General features: G+C 65.7%; 25 protein-coding genes. 19 read left to right on the top strand and 6 right to left on the bottom strand.

What is annotated here, in order from left to right; genetic code table 11:
• The first annotated feature begins 13 nt into the window (after window positions 1-13).
• From AC0KXF_RS06485 to AC0KXF_RS06470, 4 genes are all read left to right on the top strand, one after another.
• Window positions 14-1,012, top strand: a complete 999-nt coding sequence (locus AC0KXF_RS06485; protein WP_473108386.1) for a sugar ABC transporter substrate-binding protein — start codon at window positions 14-16, stop codon at window positions 1,010-1,012.
• A 73-nt stretch (window positions 1,013-1,085) separates the two neighbouring features.
• Window positions 1,086-2,066, top strand: coding sequence for an ABC transporter permease (locus AC0KXF_RS06480; RefSeq protein WP_473108385.1), 981 nt, complete (start codon window positions 1,086-1,088; stop codon window positions 2,064-2,066).
• A gap of 60 nt (window positions 2,067-2,126) precedes the next feature.
• Window positions 2,127-2,549, top strand: a complete 423-nt coding sequence (locus AC0KXF_RS06475) for a cupin domain-containing protein (protein ID WP_473108384.1) — start codon at window positions 2,127-2,129, stop codon at window positions 2,547-2,549.
• Complete coding sequence (locus AC0KXF_RS06470; protein WP_473108383.1) at window positions 2,546-2,848, top strand: hypothetical protein; 303 nt, start codon at window positions 2,546-2,548, stop codon at window positions 2,846-2,848. The genes AC0KXF_RS06475 and AC0KXF_RS06470 overlap by 4 nt, the downstream gene beginning before the upstream one ends.
• 93 nt (window positions 2,849-2,941) lie before the next feature.
• Here the strand turns inward: AC0KXF_RS06470 and AC0KXF_RS06465 are convergent, their stop codons facing one another.
• The 6 genes from AC0KXF_RS06465 to AC0KXF_RS06440 form a co-directional block, all read right to left on the bottom strand.
• Window positions 2,942-3,643, bottom strand: a complete 702-nt coding sequence (locus AC0KXF_RS06465) for an SDR family NAD(P)-dependent oxidoreductase (RefSeq protein WP_473108382.1) — start codon at window positions 3,641-3,643, stop codon at window positions 2,942-2,944.
• A complete protein-coding gene (locus AC0KXF_RS06460) occupies window positions 3,640-4,056 on the bottom strand; it encodes a hypothetical protein (protein WP_473108381.1) in 417 nt (138 codons plus the stop codon). The genes AC0KXF_RS06465 and AC0KXF_RS06460 overlap by 4 nt, the downstream gene beginning before the upstream one ends.
• Entirely contained in the window at window positions 4,053-5,270 is a 1,218-nt protein-coding gene (locus tag AC0KXF_RS06455) for a sugar ABC transporter permease (protein ID WP_473108380.1), read from the bottom strand. The genes AC0KXF_RS06460 and AC0KXF_RS06455 overlap by 4 nt, the downstream gene beginning before the upstream one ends.
• Window positions 5,271-5,279: 9 nt before the next feature.
• Window positions 5,280-6,095: an ATP-binding cassette domain-containing protein gene (locus AC0KXF_RS06450; protein WP_473108379.1), complete on the bottom strand. Its 816-nt coding sequence runs from the start codon at window positions 6,093-6,095 to the stop codon at window positions 5,280-5,282.
• A gap of 5 nt (window positions 6,096-6,100) precedes the next feature.
• Window positions 6,101-7,207: a substrate-binding domain-containing protein gene (locus AC0KXF_RS06445; RefSeq protein ID WP_473108378.1), complete on the bottom strand. Its 1,107-nt coding sequence runs from the start codon at window positions 7,205-7,207 to the stop codon at window positions 6,101-6,103.
• Between the two features lie 204 nt (window positions 7,208-7,411).
• On the bottom strand, window positions 7,412-7,858 hold the full coding sequence (locus AC0KXF_RS06440) for a VOC family protein (RefSeq protein WP_473108377.1): 447 nt from the start codon (window positions 7,856-7,858) through the stop codon (window positions 7,412-7,414).
• Window positions 7,859-8,103: 245 nt separating this feature from the next.
• Between AC0KXF_RS06440 and AC0KXF_RS06435 the strand changes: the two genes are divergently transcribed.
• The 15 genes from AC0KXF_RS06435 (at window position 8,104) to AC0KXF_RS06365 (ending at window position 25,832) form a co-directional block, all read left to right on the top strand.
• A complete protein-coding gene (locus AC0KXF_RS06435) occupies window positions 8,104-8,883 on the top strand; it encodes an SDR family NAD(P)-dependent oxidoreductase (RefSeq protein ID WP_473108376.1) in 780 nt (259 codons plus the stop codon).
• Window positions 8,884-8,965: 82 nt separating this feature from the next.
• Complete coding sequence (locus tag AC0KXF_RS06430; protein WP_473108375.1) at window positions 8,966-10,030, top strand: 2,3-butanediol dehydrogenase; 1,065 nt, start codon at window positions 8,966-8,968, stop codon at window positions 10,028-10,030.
• Between the two features lie 261 nt (window positions 10,031-10,291).
• Window positions 10,292-11,311 carry an ABC transporter permease gene (locus AC0KXF_RS06425; RefSeq protein WP_473108374.1) on the top strand — a complete coding sequence of 340 codons (1,020 nt, stop codon included), beginning with the start codon at window positions 10,292-10,294 and terminating at the stop codon, window positions 11,309-11,311.
• 51 nt (window positions 11,312-11,362) lie between these two features.
• Window positions 11,363-12,472: a substrate-binding domain-containing protein gene (locus tag AC0KXF_RS06420; protein WP_473108373.1), complete on the top strand. Its 1,110-nt coding sequence runs from the start codon at window positions 11,363-11,365 to the stop codon at window positions 12,470-12,472.
• 77 nt (window positions 12,473-12,549) lie between these two features.
• Complete coding sequence (locus tag AC0KXF_RS06415; protein WP_473108372.1) at window positions 12,550-15,051, top strand: ATP-binding cassette domain-containing protein; 2,502 nt, start codon at window positions 12,550-12,552, stop codon at window positions 15,049-15,051.
• Between the two features lie 71 nt (window positions 15,052-15,122).
• Window positions 15,123-16,013: a sugar phosphate isomerase/epimerase family protein gene (locus AC0KXF_RS06410; protein WP_473108371.1), complete on the top strand. Its 891-nt coding sequence runs from the start codon at window positions 15,123-15,125 to the stop codon at window positions 16,011-16,013.
• A complete protein-coding gene (locus AC0KXF_RS06405; protein WP_473108370.1) occupies window positions 16,013-17,257 on the top strand; it encodes an MFS transporter in 1,245 nt (414 codons plus the stop codon). Before AC0KXF_RS06410 ends, AC0KXF_RS06405 begins: the two co-directional genes overlap by 1 nt.
• Before the next feature lie 56 nt (window positions 17,258-17,313).
• Entirely contained in the window at window positions 17,314-18,423 is a 1,110-nt protein-coding gene (locus AC0KXF_RS06400; RefSeq protein ID WP_473108369.1) for a ketopantoate reductase family protein, read from the top strand.
• A 126-nt stretch (window positions 18,424-18,549) separates the two neighbouring features.
• Window positions 18,550-19,908, top strand: coding sequence for a M24 family metallopeptidase (locus AC0KXF_RS06395; RefSeq protein ID WP_473108368.1), 1,359 nt, complete (start codon window positions 18,550-18,552; stop codon window positions 19,906-19,908).
• 7 nt (window positions 19,909-19,915) lie between these two features.
• Window positions 19,916-20,971, top strand: a complete 1,056-nt coding sequence (locus AC0KXF_RS06390) for a zinc-dependent alcohol dehydrogenase (RefSeq protein WP_473108367.1) — start codon at window positions 19,916-19,918, stop codon at window positions 20,969-20,971.
• 144 nt (window positions 20,972-21,115) lie between these two features.
• A complete protein-coding gene (locus AC0KXF_RS06385; protein ID WP_473108366.1) occupies window positions 21,116-21,907 on the top strand; it encodes an SDR family NAD(P)-dependent oxidoreductase in 792 nt (263 codons plus the stop codon).
• A 76-nt stretch (window positions 21,908-21,983) separates the two neighbouring features.
• Window positions 21,984-22,790: an SDR family NAD(P)-dependent oxidoreductase gene (locus tag AC0KXF_RS06380; RefSeq protein WP_473108365.1), complete on the top strand. Its 807-nt coding sequence runs from the start codon at window positions 21,984-21,986 to the stop codon at window positions 22,788-22,790.
• Window positions 22,791-22,808: 18 nt separating this feature from the next.
• The gene (locus AC0KXF_RS06375; RefSeq protein ID WP_473108364.1) at window positions 22,809-23,237 is read left to right on the top strand and encodes a cupin domain-containing protein; all 429 of its coding nucleotides are present in this window, start codon (window positions 22,809-22,811) and stop codon (window positions 23,235-23,237) included.
• 222 nt (window positions 23,238-23,459) lie between these two features.
• A complete protein-coding gene (locus tag AC0KXF_RS06370) occupies window positions 23,460-24,707 on the top strand; it encodes a sugar ABC transporter substrate-binding protein (RefSeq protein ID WP_473108363.1) in 1,248 nt (415 codons plus the stop codon).
• 144 nt (window positions 24,708-24,851) lie between these two features.
• A complete protein-coding gene (locus tag AC0KXF_RS06365; protein ID WP_473108362.1) occupies window positions 24,852-25,832 on the top strand; it encodes an ABC transporter permease in 981 nt (326 codons plus the stop codon).
• Window positions 25,833-25,836: the final 4 nt, after the last annotated feature.

Raw genomic sequence — 25,836 nt, 5'->3', positions numbered from 1 at the left:
CCAAGGAGGAAACATGAGAAAACAGGCGATCGGCCGAGGCATCGTGGCCTCGCTCGCCGCGATGACGCTCTTCGTCACCGGGTGCAGCAGTAGCGGAGACGGCGGCGGTGGAGGTGGAGGAGACGGAGACGTCACCATCGGCATCTCCTTCGACAAGATGCAGACGTTCCGCGAGGGGGAGCTCAAGTTCCTGAAGAGCGCGGCAGAAGAACTCGGAGTCGAACTCATCCATCAGAACGCCGAGGACGACGCTCAGCGTCAGTCGAGCCAGATCGAATCGCTCATCTCGCAGGGCGCGCAGGGTCTCGTTCTCATCCCCTTCGACCTTGAAGCCATCCGCGCCGATATCGAGGCCGCCGAGGGAGCCGGTGTCGTGGTGACGAGTATGGACCAGGCTCCGGCCGACACCTCCTGGGTGTCGTACCACGTCGGAGGAGATCCTCACGCAGACGGGCTCGCGGCGGCCGAGGAGTTCGTCCGCATCGCCGACGGTCAGCCCTTCACGCTGCTCGAACTGCAGGGCTCGCTCAACAGCGACAACGGCATCCAGCGGTCGGAGGGCCTTCACGACGGTCTCGAGGGGCACGACAACATCGAGATCATCGGCCAGGTGCCGACGGATTGGTACCCCGAGCCGGCGCTCGCGGGCATCGAGAACGCGTTGCAGACGCATCCCGATCTCGACGGCATCTACATTCCGACCGACGGCCAGCTCCCGGCGGCTTTCTCCGCGCTCGAGGCGGTCGACCGTCTCAAGCCGATCGGCGAGGAGGGGCACATGACCATCGTCTCCATCGACGGAGACGCCAACGGCTGCCAGGCTGTCAAGGACGGTCTCGTCGACATGGTGCTGGCGACCGATGTGCCGACCATGACGCACAATGCGCTGGAGCAGACGCTGAACGGCATCAAGGGTGATCCGGTCGCCGAGACCGAGTTGCTCCCGGGTATCCCGGTGACTCCCGAGAACATCGCCGAGCAGGAGGACAAAGTCTGGGGCTGCGAGTCGTAATCGACCGCCGGACAGGATCCGGGCGGATCGAGGGCGCTTCCGGAGTCCTCGATCCGCCCGGAGTGAGGATCTCGTGAAACACATCAAATCGGGCGTGCTCGACACGCTGCGCAACGCACCCATGATTCCCGTGCTCGTCGTCGTGGTGATCTTCTTCAGCTTCACGACGGACGGCTTTCTGAGCGCCTTCAGCGCGCAGAACCTGCTCCGCGACGCCTCGGTGCTCATCGTCGCGGCGCTCGGGGGAATGCTCGTCTTCCTGGTCTCGGGGCTGGACCTCTCGGTGGGATCGACGGTCGCCGGCTCCGCGGTCGCCGCGGCCCTGGTGTCTCAAGCCACGGGAAGCCTCACTGTCGCGGTGCTGGCCGGTGCGGGGGTCGGGATCCTGGTCGGTGTCGTCAACGGCCTGTTGATCGGGTATGCGGGGTTGGTGCCGTTCATCCTGACGCTCGGGATGATGCTGATCGTGAGCGCGGTCGCCTACCTGGCCGTCGCGATGAGTTCGGATGCGGGCGATGCACGGCGCGGAGCGGCTCCCATGCTGCCCGAGGCGACGGTCTTCGGCCGCGGCGTCACCCTCGGGCTCCCGAACGTCTTCTACGTCGCGGCGATCGCCGTCACGATCGTCGCCGTCGTGCTGGCGCGCACCCGCTTCGGCCGGCAGATCCGTCTGATCGGGCAGAACGAGGAGGCCGCGCGCTTCAGCGGCATCAACGTCCCCCTGATCAAACTGCTGGTCTACATCACGGCCGGCCTGCTGAGCGGGGTCGCGGGCGTCCTCCTGGCGTTCCGCCTCGGTTCGGGCAGCCCGGCGGCCGGAGACGCCCTGCTGCTCCAGGTCATCACGGCCGTCATCATCGGGGGCACCACGCTCACCGGCGGCCACGGCGGAGCGCTCCGCACCATGTTCGGCGCGCTCGTGATCATCGCCATCGACCGAGGATTGAGCGCGATGGGACTGCAGTTCTGGGACCAGCAGATCGTCCTGGGCGTCGTGATCCTCCTCGGCACCCAGATCAATCGGAGATGGGCCGGGTCGCGCCGCCTCGCCTGATCGGACCCCGGCACCGTCCGCCTTTCCACCCGACCAACGACCATCGGAGTTCAGAAGATAATGAGTACCTCACCTATCGTCGTCTCGAACACGGACGCGCCCAGCATCATGATGGGGCTCCACGGCGGGCGCGGGACGAACCGCTGGAAACGTTTCGTCACGGGGCTCATGCTCCACGCCGACTGGGATTCGTTCGAGCACAACCAGCTCGATCCCGGCGCGGCCATCGGAGAGCACGTTCACACCCGGACCGAGGAGATCTACTTCATCGTGAGCGGTCGCGCGCTCATGACCCTGAACGGGGAGACCTCCGAGGTCGGGCCCGGCGATCTCATCATGACCCCGCTCGGCGGCAGGCACGCGATCGAGAACATCGGAGACGAGGTGCTCGAGTTCGTGGTGGTGGAGGCGCTGCCGCCGGAGATCGTCGAGCTGCTGCCCGCCTATAGTCCGAGTGCCGCTGCGGAAGGAGCACACGCATGAGCGAGTCCGCCAAGAACATCGTCAACCTCTTCTCGGAGCCGTCGCGCATCCGGGAGGTGATGGCGGGACCCTGGGAGGAGATCAGCGTCGACAATCTCGGCTCGGAGGGGGTCACCCTCATCTCCGACGATCGCGAGCACGCGGGTTTTGTCCTCAGAGGGGTGATCACCGGTACGACGGCCTCCGGCGAGGTGTTCACCCTGCGGAGGGGAAGCGCCTTCGCGATTCCGCAGGGGGGCGAGATGTCGCTGAGCAGCGCCCTGCCCGCGTCCTTCCTCCACGTGGTGCTGCGAGTATAAGGTCCTCGCGACGACGCAGAGCCGCCCCGCACTCTCCTCGAGAGGTGCGGGGCGGTCTGCTGTCTCGTCCCGTCCGAGACGCCCGGAGCGACGTTACACGAGCACTTCGCCCCCGGTTACCGGTGCGATGAGCACTCGAGGGGATTGCAGCTCGCACAGCCAGGTCGCGGCGGCGCCGAGATCCTCGGTCCTGCCGATGCGACCCGCGGGAATCCGGCCGACCCGCTGATCGATGATGTCCTGCAAGCCCACGCCCTGGCTGTCGGCCATTCCCTGGAACGCCTCGATCAGCAGAGGGGTCTCGATGGGGCCGGGGCAGAGGATACGAATCCGCGGTCCGTTCTCGGCGCCCCTCAGCGCTTCAGCCCAGCCCACCACCGCGAACTTGGAGGCGCAGTAGGCGCCGTTGGCGGCCTCGCCCAGCAGGCCCGCCTGGCTCGAGATCGCGCAGAAGGTTCCGTTTCGGCGGATCAACAGATCCTCGAAAGCGTCGTAGATGTCGAGCATCGAGAGGGTGTTGATCCTCATCGCCCGTTCGAGGAACTCATACGAGGTGTTGGCCAGGCTCGTCGCCGCTGCGATTCCGTGGGCGAGGAATACGCAGTCGATACCGTGCTCCTCGGCGTACGCGAGAAGCTCCTCGATGTGCTCGGCATCGAGAAGATCGCCCACCAGATCGAGGGCTGCATCGCCCTCGCGGACATCGTGGCGATGCACGCTGTGCCCGCTGTGCTCGAGCGCAGCGGCGATCGCCGATCCGATTCCTCCCGATGCTCCGGTCACCAGTGCGATCATGCGTCAGCCCTCCTCAGGTCGTATGTGGTTCCGCATGAGTAGCCGCCGTTGTCCGAGAGAAGGTACCGCTTCGTACGGTCCCTGTCCGATGGCCGGTCGTCCTCGCTGATCACGATGTTGACGGCCGGCGCCTCGGGAGAGAGCTCCAGCGTCAGAGCCTGGATGATCCCTCGGATGGCGGCGATGAACGCCTCCGCGTTCGCTCGGGCCCGGGGCGGCAGATCCTCCGGCACCCTGACATCGACGATGATCCTTGAGCAGCCCGCATCGACGCCTTGATTGAGCGCGGTGACGATGCGGTACAGATCGTCGATGAGCAGTGTGTTCCGATCCTCCCGCGACAGCGGGGTGCCCGTGCGCACGACGATCTCCGAGGCGTCGCCCCGGGTGTGCGCTTCCACGACTTCGGTCATTTCTTTCCCCTCCATGAGAACGATCCTCTTGAGATCACGACGTCGGCCATCGTCGCGATGACCAGGATCACGCCTGTCACGACCATCTTGGTCTCGGTGGAGAGCCCCAGCAGGTCCATGCCGTTGCTGATGCTTCCTATGAGCAGCGCCCCGAGAAGGGCGGACCAGATCGTGCCCTTCCCGCCGAACAAGCTGGTGCCGCCGATCACGGCCGCTGCGATGGCTTCGAGCAGAAGCGTGCCGCCTCCTGACTGATTCGACACTCCGAGGAGACGCGAGGCGGCGAAGATGCCGCCGAGGGCGGCGAATACCCCTGCGAAGGCGAACGCCGTCATGATCGTCTTCCCGACGGGAATCCCGGCGCGCCGCGCGGCTTCCCTGTTGCCGCCGACCGCGTAGAAGCGGGTGCCGAGTTTCGTCTGCGTCATCACGTAGGCGAGCAGGAGCATGATCATCATGAACACGGCGAACACCACGGGGACACCCCGATGCGAATTCATCACGCCGACGATGATCCCGGCCAGGAGCACCGTCCCGATGACCGGGAACAGCACCTGCGTGTTCAGCGAGGTCGAGAGCCGACGCTTGCGGCGGTTGAGATAGCGCTTGAGGAAGAACCATGCGATGACGAGCGCGGCGAGTGCGCCGAGTCCCCAGCCCAGCGCCGGCGGCAGATAAGACCCCGCTATCGCCCGGAGCGGGCTGCTCGAAAGAGAGATCTGTCCTCGGTCGGGCAGCAGGACGAGCAGCATGCCTCCCAGCGAGAGCGAACCCGCGAGCGTCACGATGAATGATGGTGCCCCGAACAGGACGATGAGGCCCTGGAACATGGACCAGGCGACGCCGAAGGCGATACCGGCCAGGATCGCGAAGACCGGCTCCCACCCGAGATTGACCGCGAGGTTCGCGGTGACCGCTGCCACGACACCGCTGAGTGCGGCGATCGAGAGGTCGATCTCTCCGAGGAGCAGGACGAACACGAGCCCCAGTGCCAGGGTCGCGGTCACCGTGATCTGAAGACTGAGGTTCGAGATGTTGACGGGCGAGAGGAAACGCGGGTTCTGGATGGTGAACAGCACCCACACCAGCACCAGCACGATGAGCACTGGGCCGAGCCGGAACTGTGTGAAGAACCCGGCCACTCTCTCCTTCAACGGGGAACCGGGTGGCTGCGCGGTGTGCAGCACCTGCGTCGATCGATTTGGCTGAATCATCGCCGATCCTTACTCTTCGCCTGCGCCGGTGATGGCATGAACCACATCGGAAGCGGTGAACTCTCCGCGGTTCAGCGTCGCTACTTTTCTGCCGAGCCTCAGCACCTCGACACGATCCGCGAGGTGCTGGACATCGGCCATGTCATGGGAGATCACCATGACGGCCAGCCCCTGATCCCGGAGGCGTTCCAGCAGTTCTCGAACCTGCTGCTTCTGAGTGACTCCCAGCGCCGCCGTCGGCTCATCCAGGAGCACGATGTCGGGGAAGGTCAGGATGCTCCTGCAGATCGCAATGCCCTGTCGCTGCCCGCCGGAGAGCGAGGAGATCGGCACTCGCAGGTTCTTGATCTTGACGCCGAGGCCTGCCAGCGCCTTGTGGGCCTCCTCCTCCATTTCCTCGTAGGAGAGGCGGAAGCCGCTCCCGATGGAGCCGCCGAGCTCTCGCCCGAGGAACAGATTCTGGATGGTATCGAGGTTGTCGCACAGCGCGAGATCCTGGTACACGGTCTGGATTCCCGCGTCGGTGGCATCTTTGGGGCTGTTCAGCTTGATCGGGTTCCCGGAGCGGATGATCTCCCCTCCGTCCGGGATGTAGATCCCTGCGATTACCTTCGTCAGGGTCGACTTCCCGGCTCCGTTGTCCCCCACCAGCGCGGTGATCTCCCCGGCTCTCAGCTCGAGGTCGACGTCGGTGAGCGCGTGGAGGCCTCCGAAATGCTTGCTGATGGATTTCAGCTTCAATGCGATGACCGGTTCTGTAACAGTCAAAACACACTCCTTATCCGTGGCGTGGGGCGGAACCGCCGCCGCGGCCCCGCCCCACATGCTGGTCAGCTGTTGCAGAATTCCGCATCGGTTTCGACGCCCTCGCAGATCTCTTCCTTGGTGTAGAGCCCCGCGTCGACCACCACCTGCATGTTGTTGGCATCGATGCTCGTGACATCGAGGTAAGCGGCGGGGATCGCCGCGAAGCCGTTGTCGAACTCGGCGTTCACGAGGCCGGACGGAGGATCCTCTTCCCGGAGGACGGATACGAGCAGTTCGGCCGCGACCTTGCCCTCGCGCGCGTAGTCCTTGAAGACCGTGTCGACCTGCAGACCGCGGAGGATGAATTTCAGGGCCTCGAGATTCGCGTCCTGGCCGCCGTAGACGGGAACCTGGCCTGCGAGGCCCTGAGCTTCGAGAGCGGCGATCGCACCCGAGGCGGTGCCGTCGTTCGAAGCGATGATCGCGTCGACTTGATTGCTGGTCTTCGTCAGGCACTGCTCGACGATGGTGAGGGCGTTGGCCGGGTCCCACCCGGCGGCGTTGTCCTCGCATACGACCTCGACCTGTCCGTCGGCGACGAGTTCGTCGAGGTACTGATCCTGCCCTTCCTTCACCTTGACCGTGTAGTTATCGCCGGCGTTTCCGTAGACACGAGCGACCTTCACGGGGCCGTCGGCCTCGGGAAGATGCTCGGCGAAGTACGAGCCCTGGGCTTCTCCGACCTTGAGCGGGTCATTGATGACCTGGTAGGTCAGCGGGCCATCGAGCGCCTCGTGCTCGTACGAGATCACCGGGATCGCCGACTCGTCAGCCTTCTGCAGCACGGAGGCCGAGAGGTTCGGGTCGGCGGAGACGAGGACGATGCCCTTCGTGCCGTTCAGGATCGCTGTCTCGGCCTGACGGATCTGAGTCTCGGAATCGCCCTCCGCGTTGAGGACCTCCACGGTCACGTCGGGAGCGAGCTCCGCCATCGCGGCCTCGAACGCCGGCCCGTCGTGCTCGACGAACCGCGTTGTCGTCGTGTTGGGCAGCAGGAGTGTGACCGTGCCTTCCAGGTCGCTGTCGCCGCCACTCCCGCCCGAGCCCGCGGGAGCGCTCGAGGAGCACCCAGCCATCGCGGTGATCGCGATGGTCGCGATCACTCCCGAGAACAGTGTTTTCTTCTTCATGTCGGGGATATCTCCTTTGAATGCGATTCCAACATCAGCACGGTGCTGTTCTTTGAAAGTAAACAGAAAGCGCCGTGTTCTCAATAGATGTTCAGTATCGGTTTCGTTATGTGCCAGATATTTTATTGCTGATGAACATTCAGGCTTGTGGCCGCAGCCGCGGTCGTTCCGCTCTCGCGGCTGCGGCTCGAGTCGGGCGGAGGGTCAGCGGGGCCACTGCCATAGTTCGAGCTGAATGCCATCCGGGTCGCGCAGATAAGCCCACTTGGAGCCGGCCAGGGCGCCTTCGGTGAGCGCGACCGGAGGCGCGTTGAAGGCGGCTCCTCGCTCGGTGAGCACGCGATAGGCCTCGTCCATGTCGTTCACCTGGAAGCACAGGTGCGTTGCGCCGACATCGCAGTTGCGCAGCGCGAAGTCCTCACCCTCCGGCTCGGAGTATTCGAGGAACTCGATGCGGGTGGAGCCGATCTCGATCATCGAGTAGTCGAGTGCGGCTCCGGGCACTTCGACGCCGGCCTCGAGGGCGGGCCCCTCGTTGTGGTTCACGGGCCCGTGGTCCAGGCCGAACATGGTGCTGTACCACTCGAAAGAGCGCTTCATGTCTCGCACGGTGATGCCGACGTGATGGAGGCCTTCGACGGTGAATGGCATGTGAGCTCCTTTGCTTGCCATGTGTCAGATCAACACTGCCACTAAACAGTATTCCGGTGGCGGGGTCAATGGTGAATGGTGCCCAGTTGCGAGTGGATGCCTTGCAGATCAGGGCCGCGTGCCGGGGGATGGGTTGAAGGGTGTTGCGATACGGGGCTCGCATTCCTGAGCAAAGTTTAGTTATGCTGAACATCGGGGCCGCTCGATTCGGGGCGGCGAATCACGGAGAACGAAGGGGTTCGAACATGGTGAAACGGCTTGAGGGGCGCACGATCATCGTCACCGGCGCGGGATCGGGCATCGGCGCGGGGATCAGCCGCGGCATGGCCGCGGAGGGCGCGAAGCTGGTGATCTCGGATCTGGACGGAGGCGCGGCGGATGCCGTGGCGCGAGAGATCGTCGATGCCGGCGGCGCGGCCATCGGCGTACAAGCGGACGTGACCGACCGGGAGAGCGTGCGGGCCTCCATCGCCGCGGCGGTCGAGGAGTTCGGCCGTCTCGATGCCTACTTCAACAATGCGGGAATGAACGCCCCTCTGAAGTTCCTCGACGTCACGGAGCAGAACTTCGAACTCGTCATGCGGGTGAACGCACTCGGCGTGCTGATCGGTACTCAGGAAGCGGCGAAGCAGTACCTCGCGCAGGGCACACCCGGCAAGATCATCAATACCGCGTCTATCGCGGGGCGAACCGGATTCCCGAACTTCGCCCCCTACAGCTCCGCCAAGGCGGCGGTCATCTCGCTGACACAGGCGGCAGCGCGTGCCCTTGCAGACCAAGGGATCACGGTGAACGGCATGGCGCCAGGCGTTGTCGATACGCCTCTGTGGGTGAAGCTCGACGCTGATCTCGAGGCGATCGGCGAGGGCGACTCCGGCTTCGCGTCGATGGCTGGAGACATTCTCCTCGGGCGCGCGGCCACGCCCGAGGATCTCGTACCGACCGCGGTCTTCCTCGCGGCTCCGGACTCCGACTACATCACCGGCCAGATCATTCCGATCGAGGGCGGGATGATCCTGGTCTAGCAGCGGACGCCGCCACGGTCCGAAGGCGGTTCCGGCAGTCGGTCGGGACCGCCCGATAACGAACAGCGAAAGGAATCCTCTCATGAAGGCAGCGGTCTTCTACGGCGCTCGCGACATCCGGGTCGAGAACGTGCCCGAACCCGAACGGGTGGAGGCTCACCAGGTCCGTCTCCGTCCGATATGGTGCGGCATCTGCGGCACCGACCTGCACGAGTACGCGCAGGGGCCGATCGTCATCCCGAGCGAGGAGCCCCACCCGCTCACGGGTGCGCGAGCTCCTCAGATCCTCGGTCACGAGTTCTCGGCCGAGGTGCTCGAGATCGGGAGTTCGGTCACGAATGTTCGGGTGGGGCAGAAGGTGTCGGTGATGCCGCTCATCTTCTGCGGCGATTGCTACCAGTGCAGGCGGGGTCGAGGGCACCTCTGCGCGACCATGGCCGCCGTCGGATTGAGCTACCGATGGGGCGGCATCGCAGAGCAGTGCGTGGTCGCAGCGGCTCAGGTGACGCCGCTCGCCGAGGGCATGAGCGATCTGCAGGGCGCCCTGGTGGAACCCACCGCTGTGGCCGCCTACGGGGTGGATCGTGCCGGAGTGTCGCCGGGGGACACGGTCCTGATCACCGGCGCAGGCCCGATCGGTGTGCTCGCGTCGCTCTACGCTGCGGCGCTGGGCGCCCGTGTTCTCATATCGGAGGTCAATCAGAACCGTCTCGAGCTCTGCAGGTCTCTGGACGTCGGCGAGGTGTTCGACGCCGCTGCGACCGATGTGGTGGGCGAGGTGCGCGACCGCACCGACGGGGTCGGAGCGGACGCTGTCATCGAGTGCTCGGGCAATGAGCGGGCACTGCAGACGGCACTCGCAGCGGTGCGGGCAGCGGGCCACATCTCCCAGACCGGATTGCACACGGGTCCCGCATCGATCGATCCGATGGTGCTGTCGGAGCGGGATATCACGCTCGGAGGCACCTGGTGTTTCCCCACCACGGACTGGCCGCGCATCATCGACCTCATCGGGCGAGGCCGATTGCCCGTGGAGAAGGCGGTCAGCGCTCAGCTGCCGATCGATCGCGTGGTGGACGGCTTCGAAACGCTGCTCGACCCTGCAGGCGACCAGGTCAAGCTGTTGATGCAGGCCACGGCTTCCTGAGCCGCGGGACTTCACCCGTCCTGTTCACGCCGGAGGAACGATGCGGGTGGCGCAACGGGGGAGTAAAGAGCGTGTGCACCAGCGCCCTCCCTGATACTCCGCGTCTTGAGGGTGCCGATGGTAACGATCCTGCATCAAAGGCATGTTTAGCCTGAATGGACTCGTGGTGCATGTCTGCAAGCTTTGTATAGTAAGGCTTAACTTTTGGGATTGATGCGGGCAGGCGATGGCGCCCCGGCAGTCCTGTTCGAAGGAGAAACGATGACGTCAGGTTCTTCCGGGGGGCGCGTGCTTACGGGCGCCAAGGTCCAGGTGTCGCAGGGGCTCATCACCATGCTGATCGCTCTTGCAGCGGTTCTGCTCCTGGGATACTTCATCGCACCGTCGAGTCTGGCGCCCAATGTGCTTCTCGGAGTGATCCCGTTCGCCTCGGTGCTCGCGATCGCCGGTCTCGGGCAGATGCTGGTCGTGCAGCAGGCGGGCATCGACCTCTCGGTGCCGGGGGCCGTCTCCATCGCCGTCGTACTCGCCACACACGTGACCAATGGAGACTCCGGGAAGCTCTGGCTCGCGGCGCTGTACTGCGTCGCCTTCGCGCTGGTCGGAGGCTTCGTCAACGGATTCCTCGTCGGGGTGATGGGCCTGAACGCCGTCATCACGACGCTCGGCACCAACGGACTGATGTTCGGCGCGATCCTGGTCATCTCGGGGGGCGTGCCGCGTACGACGACCTCGCTGCTCCAGAGCATCACGAACGGTAACGTCCTGGGAATCCCGAACACGCTGCTCCTGCTGCTGCTCACGCTGCTGCTCGTATCGCTGCTGCTGAAGAAGACGATCGTCGGACGCCGCTTCGAGGCCGTGGGGGCGAGCCCTGACGCGACGCGGGCGATGGGCATGCGCGTCCGCACCCACAAGGTGAGCGCATATATCTGGGCTCAGCTCCTCTACTCCTTCGCCGGCCTCATCCTGGCCGGCGTCGTGACGCAACCGACCCCCTACCTCGGCAACAACTATCTTCTTCCCTCGGTCGCCGTCGTGGTACTCGCCGGTACGTCGCTCCGAGGCGGCCGGGGGTTTCCCGTGGCGACGATCGTCGCGGCCTTCTTCCTGACCCAGCTCGAGCAGTTCTCGCTCGCCCTCGGCATACCGTATGCGGCGCGCACGCTGATGCAGGCCGCGGCGTTCGTCATCGGCGTGGCGATCTACACCATCGATTGGGGGCGTGTGCGGCGCTGGATCGCGGGACGCACGAAGGCACCCCGACCGGTTCCGGCCTGAACCGACTCTGTCTCTTCACCAGAACCACGCTTTCAGACGAAAGGAAACATCATGAAACGTGCTCAACGACTGCTTGCGGGGGCTGCGGCACTCTCGGCGAGCGTGCTGCTGCTGACCGCCTGCTCCGGCGGAGCCGATGACGCCCCGGACGGCGGCTCGAACGGGAGCGGTAACGCCGACGCGCCCGCGTGGTGCGGCCCGGACGAGGCGAGCCTGACGTTCCTCGACGGCTACATCGTCAACGGCTGGCGCATGATCGCCGCAGAGACCGCGCGCATCGAGGCAGAGAAGTGCCCGAGCGTCACCTCCTTCGAGACCATCGACGGTCAGGGCGACACGCAGAAGGCCATCTCCGACATCAACGGGGCCGTTGCGACCGGTTCCGACGCGATCGTTGTGCACACCGCATCCGGAGAGGCAGTGCTCCCCGCGCTCCGCTCCGCGTACGAGGCCGGAGTCGTGACGGTGCCGTACCGCGACGGCGTCGGCGGGAAGGCCGGAGAAGACTACGACATCTGGATCGGAGCCGACTACGTCGAGGATGGGCGCACCTTCGGCAATTGGATCAAGGAGCAGTTTCCTGACGGGGCCAAGGTGCTCTTCCTGAGCGGTCCCGCGGGAACCACGCAGGGCCTCGACGAGAAGGCCGGCCTCGACGAGGTGCTGAGCGATCCCAAGTACGAATTCATCGGCGAGCAGCCGTTCGAAGTGACCGACTGGGATCCCTCGAAGACGCAGCAGGTGCTCACGGCCGCGATCGCCAAGCACCCGCAGATCGACGTCATCGTCTCGGACTATGGGCCGTCTCTCGTGGGAGCGCTGCCCGAATTCGAGAAGAGCGGACGCTCGATCCCGGCACTCGCGGCTTCCGACGGCAATGTGCTCGGGTGCTTCTGGGAGGACCACCAGGAGAGCAGCCCGGACTTCAAGATGATGACCGTCAAGACGGGCACCGACAACATCGCCCTTGCCGTGCAGCACGCCGTGGCGCGCGCGACGGGCGGCGAAGTCCCCGCGGACGAGGCCTACGTCGGCGGCGTCTTCGAGGACTCCACGACCGAGGACAAGCCGGTCCAGTGCAACCCCGACCTTCCCGATGACACCTACCTGTCCTCCTCCGCTCTCACCGGCGAGGAGCAGGCGGAGCTCATCGGCGGCTGATAGCGGCTGAGCCGGTGGGGTTGGACGGCATCCCCACCGGCTCTCTCAGTAATTCATCTCACTCGAAGGAAGCTAACGTGCAGCAGAGCGACGCCACTCCGCAGACGCCGGTCATGTCCCTCCACGGGATCGGCAAGAGCTTCGCGGGCGTTCCCGCGCTCACCGACGTGTCTCTCAACATCTACTCGGGCGAGGTCCATGCCTTGCTCGGAGAGAACGGAGCGGGCAAGTCGACGCTGATGAACGTCGCGACCGGTTCACTGGTGCCGGACAGCGGCGTGATCTTGGTCGATGGTCAAGAGCACCGGTCGCTGACTCCCACCCAGGCCGCCGCTCTCGGCGTCGCGATCGTGCATCAGCACCCCGCCGTGCTGCCCGATCTGACGGTGCTGGAGAATCTGCGGGTGGCGCTGCCGTCCTCGGTGTTCGCGGGCCGGCCGTCCAAAGAGGTGGCGGAGGAACTGCTCAAGCGAGTGCGTCTCGAAGTGCACCTCTCCGATCGCGTCGAGAATCTCAGCGTGGCTCAGAAGCACCTGCTCGAGATCGCGAAGGCCCTCGCCGTGCACCCGAGGGTTCTCGTGCTCGACGAGCCGACGGCGCCGCTCGGCAGCGAATCGGTGGAGATGCTCTTCGACCTCGTCGCCGAGTGGACTTCCGCAGGCACCGCGATCGTGTACATCACCCACCGGATGGCCGAGGTGCGTCAGCTCGCTCAGCGCGTCACGGTGCTGCGCGACGGGCACGTCGCGCGAGCCGACGCGCGCATCGACGAGGTCACCGATGACGACCTGCTCTCGCTGATCGTCGGACGGCGCCTGTCCTCCGCCTTTCCTCCCAAGTGTCGCGGTGGTGCCGACGAGCCCAATCTCGTGGTCGAGCACTTCAGCGCCGACGGGATCCAGGACATCTCCTTCTCTGCGCGGCCTGGAGAGATCGTCGGCATCGCCGGAGTCGTCGGCAACGGTCAGGAGGAGCTCATGCGCGCGCTCGCAGGGCTCGTCCCCCACCACGGCAGGGTCGTGATCGACGGCCGGGAGTTCAGCTCGAAGGATCTTCTGAGCTCGTCCGGCTACATGCCGGCAGACCGCCATCACGAGGGGCTGATCATGCCGCTCACCGTGCGGGAGAACGCGGCCGTCTCCGCGCTCAAGCGGTTCCGCAGAGGGCCTCTGCTGAGTAAACGGCAGGAACTGGATCTCGTCACCGAGCAACTGCGGTCGCTGGCGGTCAAGGCCCCGTCGCTCGACGCCGAGGTGTCCTCGCTCTCGGGTGGCAATCAGCAGAAAGTGGTCATGGCCCGCACGGTGCTCTCCGAGCCGAAACTCGTGCTCGCGCACGAACCCACGCAGGGCGTCGATGTCGGGGCCCGGGCCGAGCTCTACCGCATCATCAGGGAGATCTCCGAACAGGGGACACCGGTGATCGTCGCGTCGTCGGACGCGAAGGAACTCGAGGGGCTCTGCGACCGTGTCATCGTGCTCTCGCGGGGGCAGGCGGCGGCCGAACTCACCGGAGATGAGATCCAAGAGGAGCGGATGGTGCACACCGCGGTCACCTCGAGAACGGCGAGCCTGCGCGCCGTCCCCGCGAAACGGGCGGGAACCAGCGGACTTTCCCGCTTCCTCCAGGGCGACTACGCCCCCGTGGTCCTGCTGGGGGTCGCCATCATCGGTCTTGGCGGATACATCCTCACGCAGAACGACAAATATCTGAACGCTTTCAACCTGACGTCGATCCTGACCCTGACCGCTGCACTGGGGTTCATCGCCCTGGGACAGACGATGGCGCTGCTGCTGGCCGGCATCGACATGTCGGTGGGGCCCCTGGCCGGGCTGCTCGTCGTCATAGCCTCGTTCCACTTCTCCGGGGGCGCGACGGCGGGGTCGATGCTGCTCGGTCTCGCCGCCATGATCCTCGTGTCCGTGGGCACAGGGCTCGTCAACGGTCTGCTCATCAGATACCTGAGGTTCACGGCGATCGCGGCGACCCTGGCGATGTACTTCGCCCTGCAGGGGTTCAGCTTCATTCTGCGCCCCACACCGGGCGGCAACATCGACCGGGCCGTCTCCGATGTGATCCAGTTCAAGATCATGGGCGTCGTGCCCGTCGCCTTCATCGTCCTCCTCGTGATGGCGGCCGGGCTCGAGATCGCGCTCAAGAAGTGCCCGTGGGGGTGGAGACTGCGCGCCGCGGGCTCGGACGAGGCCAACGCGCGGCGCGTGGGGGTGAAGATCAACCGCACGGTCATCAGCGCATACATCTTCGCCTCCCTGCTCACCCTCCTCGGCGCACTCATGCTGATGGCGCAGCTCGGCGTGGGGGACGCCGCGCAGGGGGTGAACTACACCCTGACCAGCATCACGGCCGTGGTGCTCGGCGGAACGAGCCTCTTCGGCGGTCGGGGCACCTTCGTCGGCAGCCTGCTCGGTTCGCTGCTGCTGGTCCAGGTGCTGAACGCGATGTTCTTCCTCAAACTCGACCAGTCCTGGCAGTACTTCCTACAGGGAATCATGATCCTCGTCGCCGCCATCGTCTACTCCGTCGTCCGGGCGAGGGTCAAGAACCGCGCGGCCGCCTGAGGCCGTCCGACCGACACGGACGATCGTCCTACCCCGGCGTCGTCTCCCGCAATTGATAAGGAGCCCCCACCATGCCTGTTCCGCCTCTCATCGCCTCGTGCTGGACCCACGCCGGAGACGCCTTTCCTGAGAGCGGCGACGAACGCTCGCCCTTCGACGTGCTCGATCGAGTGCGCGCCGTCGCCGAAGCTGGGTGGAGCGGGGTCGGATGGGTGCACGCCGACCTGGTCGAGGCGAAGAGCACCGTCGGACTCGAACGCCTCGCGGCCGAGATCCGGACCGCGGGCCTCGAGTTCGTGGAGGTCGAGTTTCTCGGGAACTGGTGGACCTCGGGCGAGGAGCGCGCGGTGTCGGACGGGCGTCGCCGCGACCTGCTGGAAGCCGCCGAGATTCTCGGAGCGCAGACCATCAAGGTCGCAGGCAAGATGTACTCGGAGGAGGCCGACCTGGAGGTGATGGGCGAGGAGTTCAATCGGCTCGCCGATGAGGCTCGGGAGGTCGGCGCGAAGATCGCGATGGAGTTCCTGCCGTTCACCAATTTCTCGAACGCCGCGAAGGCCTCGGAATTCGTGACCCGTGTCGGCAACCCCAACGGCGGCCTCATCGTCGATATCTGGCATGTATACCGCGCCGGCGACACTCCCGACGATCTGCTGACGGATCTGAACCCGGACCACCTCTTCGCGGTCGAGCTGAACGATGCAGCCGAGCCTCCCCCGGGGACGACGCACGAGGCGCTCTGGGACGACACCATCAACGGGCGCAGGCTGCCGGGGGAGGGAGACTGGGACGTCGCCCGATTCATCAACGTGATCCGGGAGCTCGGCTTCGAGGGTGCCTGGGGCGTCGAGATCCTCTCCGCCGAGCATCGCCGGAAGAGCCTGCAGGACGAGGTCGAGTCCGCCATGCGGGCGACCCGGAGCGTGTTCGAGGAGGCGGATCGCCGACTCGTTCGGGACTGATGGACGTCTCGAAGGCGGACAGACCGCGTGAGGCCGCGCGCGATCGCATCAGGCAGCGCGTGCTCATCGCGGCATTGGTGTGCGGGGCTTTCGGGATCGGCGTGAGCGAATTCCTGGTGATGGGATTGCTACCCGAGATCGCCGCCGATCTCTCGCCGCAGCGCTTCGCCGATCATCCGGATGCTGCGGTCGCGGCGGCCGGCGGCATGGCCTCGGGGTACGCTGCGGGCGTGGTCGTCGGCATGATCCTGACCCCGATCGCACTGCGGCGCCTCTCCGAGCGAGCCACCGTGGCGGTCTGCGTCGCGGCGATGCTGGTGCTGACGGTGCTCACACTGCTCGCTCCGAACCTGCCCCTCGCGGTGGCGCTGCGCTTCCTCGCGGCGCTTCCGCACGCCACCTACGTCGGGCTCGCGTCTCTGATGGCCGCCCGTGCCCTCGGCGCGCGGCACCACGGGAGGGGCACGGCCATCGTGGTCGGCGGTCTCACCATGGCGAACGTGCTCGGAGTGCCGGTGCTGATCGCCTTCGGTGCGGAGTTCGGGTGGCGGGCGGCGCTCGCGGGCTGCTCGGTGCTGTTCGCGGCACCGCTTCTCGCCCTCGTGCGGATCGCGCCCGTCGTCGGCGATGGACGGGAGAACGCGAGTGCGAGCCGGGGCCTCGGCGAAGCTCGGAAGCTCTTGGTCGCGATCGTGCTGATCACGAGCCTCGCGAGCGGGGCTTTCGCCGTCAGCACGTTCGTGGCTCCGCTCTCGACCCATGTGCAGGGCTCGCAACCGGTGGTGCCGGTGGCGGTGCTCATGCTGGTCTTCGGCATCGGAATGAACCTCGGGAACTTCGCCGGCGGTGCGCTGGCGGATCGCTCCGCTCCCCGCACCTTGCTGCTCAGCGGCACGGCGGGAATCGTCGGTGCGGGGCTGTTGCTGCCCGGTGGCGCGGGAAGCGTCGGTGCGGTCGGGGGAATGCTCCTCGTGGGAGCGGGGCTCGGGTCGCTGACACCGGGAGCCCAGGTCGTATACGTGCGGTTGGCGCGCCGGAGACCGCGGCTCGCGGCCTCCCTGGCTCCAGGAACGATCAATCTCGGCAGTTTCGTCGGTGCGCTGACAGGAGGCGTGGCGCTTGCGGCCTATGGAGCTCAGGCGGTCGCGGTCGTCGCACTCGTGCTGTACGGGCTGGGTCTCGGGCTCCAACTCGTCAGGGGAGCGTTCCGAACCCCGAAGGTCTCACCAGCCATATCCGTTTAGTATCTGTTAACACCGGGGGTGGTTGCCCACCGGCGGAATCTCGAGGAGAAGTACACATGAGTCAGAGTCAGAACACGTCCGTTCGCGTGGCCGTACTGGGCACCGGTGCGAACGGGTCGGCGATCGGGGCGGACCTCGTGAACGCGGGGGTGGACGTCACATTCATCGACCAGTGGCCGGCCAATGTCGAGGCGATCCGGGAGCGCGGGGTGCGGGTGCAGCACGGCCACGGGGGTGAGATCGTGACCACGCGGGTATCCGCTCATCATCTGTGCGAGGTGGCGGAGATGCGCGAGCCGTTCGATGTGGTGCTCCTGCTGGTGAAAGCCTACGACACCCGCTGGGCCACCGAGCTGATCAAGCCGCTGCTGCATCGGAACTCGGTGGTCGTCGGGGTGCAGAACGGCATGACCGCCACCGAGATCGCCGATGTCGTCGGAGTCGAGCGCACGCTGGGGGCGGTGATCGAGGTGACGTCGGCGATGTACGAGCCGGGGCTCGTGGAACGTCACTCGGGGCGGGATCGCTCCTGGTTCGCCGTGGGGGCGCTCGACCCGTCGGCGGAGCATCATGTCGCCTCCGTGGCCGCGCTGATGCGTCATGCCGGAGTGGTGGAGGAGACCGATGACATCCAGTCTGCGAAATGGATGAAGCTCGTGCTGAACGCCGCCGAGCTGGTGACATCGGCCAATCTCGATCTCTCGATCTCGGACTGCGCCCGATTCGACGGCATGCGTGAGGTGATGCTGGAGGCGGGCAACGAGGCGATCGCCGTGGCGAAGGCGCACGGCTTCACGATCCGGCCCATCTTCGGAATGGAGGGCGGGGCGGCCGCGGACCCCGATACCTACGTCGCCACGATCCTCGATGAGCTCGTGCAGAACTACATCCTGCCCCACTCGCGGGCGACCGTGCTGCAGGACTGGATGAAGCGTCGACGCAGCGAGGTGTTCGAGTTGAACGGCGAGGTCGTGCGTCTGGCGAAGCGGTACGGCGTCCCGACTCCGGTGAATAGCGCCGTCGTCGAGATCGCGCGCAAGATCGAGATCGGGGAGCTCGAGCCGAGCGTCGCCAATGCGGTGCTGATGAGGCAGAGTCTCCGGCAGCCCGTACCGGTACCCGTTCGCGAGCGGACCGAGCCGGGGGCTCGCCGTCGCTCCCTCTGACGGGGGTCGGACTTGCGAGGACGTTCACAAAAGTTTAGTCTTGCTGAACAATAGGGTTTAGTGTCCTTTACTCTGACAATCAACGACGACGAGGGTGTGGTGGCGATGCCGATTCCTACTTACGGTATGAATGCAGTCGACTGGGAGCAGCGGATCGACCGCGATGTGCTGCGCAGCGGCAGGGTCGCGAAGCTGCGGGCGGAACTCGAGCGCAGTGATCTGGGCGCCCTGCTCGCCTTCGACTTCTCGAACATCCGTTACATGTCCTCCACACACATCGGAACGTGGGCGATGGACAAGGCGATCCGGTTCGCGTTGATCACCCGCAATAGCGACCCGATCGTGTGGGATTTCGGTTCGGCGGCAAAGCACCACGACCTATACAACCCTTGGCTGCACACGACCACCACGGAGATGGACGCCGATCCTCACGCGCCGCACCACGGAGCGGTGCGCCCGCGCGCCGAGTCCGGCGCGCGAGCGGGCATATCGACCCTGCGCGGCGCCTTCCACCCCGACGCCGGCATCGCCGACGAGGTCGCTCGCAAGGTGCGCCGCGAGCTGGAGAAGTTCGGGCTGCTGAATGAACCGCTGGGTGTGGACATCGTCGAGATGCCGATCCTCGTGGCGCTGCAGCGGGCCGGAATCTCGGTGGTCGACGGGCAGCAGGTGTTCTTGAATGCACGCGCGGTGAAGATGAAGGAGGAGATCGAGCTGCTGACGCAGGCAGCCTCCATGGTCGATGCCGCCTACGACGAACTGTACCGCTTCCTGCGGCCGGGAGTCCGAGAGAACGAGACCGTCGGGCTGGTCTCGAAGGTGCTGTACGATCTCGGCTCGGAATACGTCGAGGGCGTGAACGCGATCTCGGGGGAGCGCTGCTCGCCGCATCCCCACGTGTACAGCGATCGCCTCATCCGCCCCGGTGATCCGGCGTTCTTCGACATCCTGCATAGTCATCAGGGATACCGCACCTGCTACTACCGCACCTTCGCGGTGGGATCGGCCAGCCGGGCTCAGGTCGATGCGTACAAGCGCGCGCGCGAGTACATGGACCGCGCGATCGCGCTCGTGCGGCCGGGGGCTACGACCGCCGATATCGTCGCCGTGTGGCCGAAGGCCGAGGAGTTCGGCTTCCCTGATGAGGAAGCCGCGTTCGCGCTGCAGTACGGTCACGGCGTCGGACTGTCGATCTGGGAGAAGCCGATCTTCTCTCGCCTCGTCTCCTTCGATCACCCCGAGGAGCTCAAGGAAGGGATGGTGTTCGCGCTCGAGACCTACTGGCCCTCGGCGGATGGCATCGGCGCTGCCCGCATCGAGGAGGAGGTCGTCGTGACCGCGGACGGCTGCGAGGTCATCACCAAGTTCCCCGCGGAGGAACTGCTGGTCGCCGGCCCCAAGTACCATGCGGTTGGAGCGGATCTCCCCACGCTGCGCGATTCGCAGTCCCATCTGAATACCGCGTGGGGGCGCGGGGAGGCGTGAGGCTGGTATGTCGAAGACGATGAAAGCCGCTGTCTACTACGGTGCGGGCGATGTCCGCCTGGAAGAGGTTGCGAGACCCGTCATCCGTCCCGGCGAGGTGCTGCTCCGCATCACCCGCACGGGCATGTGCGGCACCGACGGTTCCGAATGGAAGGCGGGACCGCGCGTCTTCCCCGTGGAGAAGCGGCACCCGCACAGCGGGCATCTCGGCCCCCTGATTCTCGGGCACGAGTTCGTCGGCGAGGTCGTCGAATCAGACGCCGCCGGTTTCGACGTAGGCGACCGTGTGGCCTCCGGGGCAGGCGTGTCGTGCGGAGGCTGCGAGCGATGCCGGGAGGGACGGAGCAATCTGTGCGCCGAGTACCGCACGTACGGCTTGAACATGTCGGGAGGCATGGCGCAGTACGCCGCGGTCGACGCCCGGACCCTGGTCCATCTCCCGACGGACCTCTCCGATGACGTCGCCGGCCTGGCCCAGCCCCTTGCGGTCGGCCTGCACGCCGCGCGTCGTGCGGGGGCGGTGGCCGGCGATCGGGTCGTGCTCATCGGAGCCGGCGCTATCGGCACCTTCGTGCTCGCTGCGCTCAAGCACCTGGTCGACGTGGAGGTGACCGTCATCGACTTCGCGGGAAGCCGCCTCGAACGCGCGTTGCGCGTGGGAGCGGACGAGGTAATCGCCGCGGACGGTGCCGACTTCGAGCGCCGGATAGCCGAGTCGGAGGGTGCCGTCGACCTCGTGATCGAGGCGAGCGGTGCAAATGGGCAGCTGAATCGAGCGATCGCGTTGACCCGCGACGGGGGCAGGGTGCTGCAGGTGGGGGCTCCGGCTATGGACCAGGAAGTCGATATCCACAGACTCGTCTTCCATGAGATCGATATCCGCACGACCCTCGCCCACGTCTGCGGTGAAGACCTGCCCGTGGCTGTGGAGATCCTGCGGACGACCGATCTGGCCGGCGAACTCCTCGACTCGGTGCGCCCTCTCGAAGAGCTGCCGGCCCAGTTGGACCGGCTGGTATCGGGTGGGCTCGAGGGCAAAGTGCTGTTCGATCCGTTCGCGTGACGGGGGAGGGCTCCGGCCGCAGTCGGCGGGCTCGCGGGGTGTCGTGTTAATGAGCACTTGACAAGGGCCAGTGGACTTGCAAGATTTAAGTGAAGGTGAACATAGTTGTTCACTGACAGCAGTCCCCTGATGCGAAGGAGCAACATGACCAACTCAGCACCATCCGTTCTGATCACCGGGGCGACCGGCGGGATCGGACGGGAGACAGCGGTCCGCTTCGCCGAGGAAGGGGCGCGGGTCGCCGTGGCCGATCTGAACCGGGAAGCGGTGGACGCGTTCGCCGAGGAGCTGGGCGGTCGGTTCGCCGATGCCGATGTACTCCCCCTCGTGCTCGATCAGGGATCGGAGGATTCTCTCCGTGCGGCCGTCGGACAGGTGCACGAGTGGGCCGGGGGCTCGCTGACCTCGCTCGCGCTCGTGGCCGGAACCGTACAGGCCGAGGGGCTCCCTGTGGTGGACCTTCCGGTCGAGGAGTGGGACCGCGTGCACCACACCAATCTGCGCGGCGTCTTTCTGGCATCGAAGCACTTCATCCCGCTGATCGCCCGCGACGGCACGGGTTCCATCACGGCGGTCGCCTCGTACTGGGGGCGAGAGGCGCACCCGTTCTACGCCTCCTACTGCACGTCGAAGGCGGGGGTGATCAGCTTCGTCCAGGGGCTCGCCCGTGAACTCGCCGATGAGGGCATCCGGGTCAATGCGGTCGCGCCGGGCAACATCAACACGCGCATGCACCAGAAGGCCCTCACCGATGAGGCGGCCGCTCGCGGTATCAGCTTCGAGGAGATGCGTGACATCGAGTGGGCGAAGATCCCCCTCAAGGCGGCGGGGCCGCCGCGCTCGATCGCCGACGGCATCTACTTCCTGTCGACGGAGCACGCGGGCTACATCACGGGGGCCACGCTCGACGTCAACGGCGGGGTGGTGATGACCTGAGCCGCGGGTGCACCGCGTAACCGTCAGGGCCTCCGCTCCGACCGAACACACGAATGAAGACTGGAGATTGTAGAACATGGATCTGAAACTTGCGGGCAGAAGGGTGCTCGTCACCGGTGGGGCGTCGGGCATCGGCGATGCCGTGGTGCGCACCTTCGCGGACGAGGGGGCGATCCCCGTCGCGGTGGACATCAACGAGGCGAAGCTCGCGAGTCAGCGCGAGGAACTGACCGCGCGAGGGCTCGAGTCCGGAACGATCGTCGCGGACCTCTCGACGCTGGAGGGCATCGAGGCCGCCGTGACTCAGGCGAAGGAGTTCTTCGGAGGTGCTCCCGACATCCTCGTGAACAATGTCGGATCGGGAACGCTCCGAACGCTGGAGGAGACCTCTGATGAACAGTTCCATCGCACGATGGAGTTGAACTTCTTCGCGATGGTCCGCCTCTCCAAGATATTGGTGCCCGAGATGCAGGCGAACGGCGGAGGGGCCGTGGTGAGTGTCACCTCCGACCTTTCCCGGCAGCCCGAGGATTCGATCACAGACTATGCGGCGTCGAAGGCCGCCGTCGCCTCGGTGTCCAAGTCGCTCTCGCGGCTCTACGCGCCGTCGGTCCGGCTGAACTGCGTCGCTCCCGGCCCCATCTACACCCCCTTCTGGTCCGATGAGAACTACGGCTGGGTGAAGACCGTCGAACGGGCCTACGGCAAGGAGGGGATGGATGCCATCCAGGCCCTCATCGATGAACGCGGGATCCCCATGGGGCGGATAGGCACACCCGAGGAGGTCGCCAACGCGGTCGTGTTCCTCGCCTCGGATGCCTCGTCGTTTACCACCGGCGCGACGCTCGGCGTCGACGGCGGCAGCATTCGAGCCCTGTTCTGATGGGGAGGGAGCAGTTTCATGGATAACATTCAGCGCCGCAGTTCGGAGTACATCTCCGAGCACAACGACACCGTGCACAGCATGTTCTTCTTCAAGATGGAGGAACTGCGCGAGGAGGTCTCCGGCGGGTACCTCGAGTTCGCCAACGAGTTCGTCGTGAAGGAGGGGGCCGCGATCGAGCCGCACTCGCACAACAGCGACGAGTTCTACTTCGTGCTCGAGGGCAGCGGCACGATGACGATCGACGGTGAGAGCGCCCACTTTGGCAAGGGCGAGCTCGTGCGGATACGTCCGAATCAGATCCACTCCCTCGCGGCGGATCAGGGCGGCGACATCAAGTGCTTCTGCTTCGCGATCAGTTACATGCCTGAGGACGAGGTGGGCTTCACGGCTTACCCGGTAGACGGCGGAGAGCCCCATTTCGTCTCGACGCGCTACTGGGACTGAGCCCTGGAGTCGCGCGGTCACGACGATCCCGGTCGGACTGGCCGGGGTCGTCGCCCTCCTGCGCACCGAAGGTCGGCCGGCGCTTGCGAGAGTCGGCAATGTTTACTCAGACGTTACACTTGACTGATCATTCAGCGTGAATAGTGTGTATTCTTACTTAACGAAAACGGTCTTGTGTCGATCGTATTTCGCGCTGGCATACCCAAACACAAAGGAGTGCAGATGCCGAAGAAGAAGCGCCTCATCGGAGCGGGCATCCTCGTCGCAGGTCTCCTGCTGACGACCGCCTGCAGCGGCAACGGCGGGGGCGGGGGAGACGACGGCCCTGCTGCTGATCTCCCCGAATCGGTGGACCTCAAGGGGGAGACCGTCGTCTCGCTGTTCACCAGCATGAACAACGACTACTACTCGAGCTGGAACGAGGGGGCCGAGCGCGCTGTGAACGCCTTCAATGGCGAGTACGTCGCGATGGCCAACGAGGGCGACCCCGCGACGCAGATCGCGCAGTTCCAGCAGCAGGTCGATGCCGGTGTGCGGATGATCTTCGTGACCGCCCCCGATCCCTCGAGCGTGCCGGAGATGGCGCGGATCGCGAACGAGAACGACGTCTGCTTCGCCAATACCTGGGAATCGGATCCGTGGGATTCTCCGTTCGAGTACGGTGACAACTACACCGCCTATTTCTCGCCATACACTGAGGAACTCGCTTACCAGCTGGCGGTGGCACTGTTCGAGGAGATGGGCGGCGAAGGCAACTTCGTGCATGTGACCGGGCACCCCGGGGCGACGGCCGACTTCCAGCGCACGCTCGGCGTCGATCGTGCGCTCGAGGAGTACCCGGATATCAAGCTGCTCGATCGGCAGCCGGGCGAGTGGGATCGCGATAGTTCTCGCAACGCAATGGCGGGCATCATCAACCGTCACGGTACCGACATCGACGGTGTGTTCGGCCAGAACGACGACGTCGGCATCGGCGCGATGAACGCGCTGACCGAGGCCGGTGTCGAGGACGTACCGGTCACCGGCATGGACGGCAACCAGGGCACCATGGAGCTGATCCAGTCGGGCGAGATGTTCGGCGTCGTCTCCTCGATCCCGCAGTGGCAGGCCGGCTTCTCGTTCGTCCAGGCGCTGGATGCATGCCTGAGCGGCGAGGCGCCCGAGCCGCTGAATCGTCAGCTCTGGACCGGTGGGGTCCTGGTCACGGCCGACAACGTCGACGAGTACATCGAGACGTACATCGAACAGGACCCGTTCGACTGGGTGAAGATGAGTCGCGTGGCGCACCCGGATGACTGGGATCCCCAGAATCAGGTCCAGGTGATCGACATGGAGGAGATGTGGTCGTGGGCCGAGGAGGAGAAGCCCGCCGACTTCGAACTGCCTCAGCCCTACGCGGATGCCATCGGCGACAAGGACGCGGTCAATGCCGAGTGGGATGAGCACTGGAAGCTCCTACGCCGGGACTGACCAGCTTCTGCGAGGAGGCGAGGAAGTCACCGGCTCTCCTCCGTCTCACCGGCAGCCGGTTCGGCGCGAGATATACCGAACCGGCTGCCGCCGCTCTCCCCGCCTTCCTTCCATTTCTTCTGACGATATAAAGGAGACCTTTCGATGACCGCCACACAAGCCATCAGCATCGGGCGCGCGGAGAGAAGGGAGGCGTTGAAGTCCATCGGTCTGCCTCTGGTCGCCATCGTCTTCCTCCTCATCCTGTTCTCGATCATCAGCCCCAACTTCCTCCAGGCCAGCACGTTCCTGACGATTCTGCGCGAGTCATCGGTCCTCCTGGTGGTCGCGGTCGGGATGACGCTGGTCATCATCCAGGGCAGCATCGATCTCTCCGTCGGCGCGACCGTCACCCTTGCCGGTCTGGTCGCCGCGTCCGTCACGAAGGAGACCGGCAACGTCTTCCTCGCCATCCTCGGGGCCCTCGCCGTCGGCCTCATCGTCGGGCTGGTCAACGGCGTCATCTTCGCCTACGGCAAGGTGCCGAGCTTCCTGGTCACCCTGGGTATGTCGATGGCCGTCGGAGGCGTCGGTACGTGGCTGGTCGAAGGGCGTCCGGTGCAAGTCTCCAACCAGGGCCTGCGCTGGATCGCTCAGGGCGACCTGCTCGTCGTCCTGCCGAACCTCGTGCTCTGGGCGGTCATCGTCTGGCTCCTCTTCACCTTCATCGGTATGAAGACGCGATTCGGACGCTACGCCTTCGCCATCGGCGGCGCCGAGGCGGTCACCGCCCTCGCCGGCATCCCCAACCGTCGCATCAAGCTCTGGTCGCTGACCATCGCGGGCCTCTGCGCGGCGGTCGCAGGCATCCTGCTGACGTCGCGCATCGGATCGGCCACGCCCGCGATGGGTGATGCTCTGACGCTGAACTCGATCGCGGCCGTCGTCATCGGCGGCACCGCCATCACCGGTGGTGTGGGCGGCGTGCAGCGCACCGTGCTCGGCGTCCTCGTCATCACAACGCTGACGGTCGGCCTGAACTCCCTGGGGGTGCAGCCGTACCTGCAACTGATCATTCAGGGCCTGGTGGTCGTCGCTGCCGTGGCGCTCACCCTGGACCGTACGAAGCTCACCATCATCAAGTAGTCCC

Source organism: Leucobacter holotrichiae, assembly GCF_055791005.1.
The sequence above is the reverse complement of the archived record's forward strand: the minus strand, read 5'-3'. Positions and strand labels throughout refer to the sequence as shown.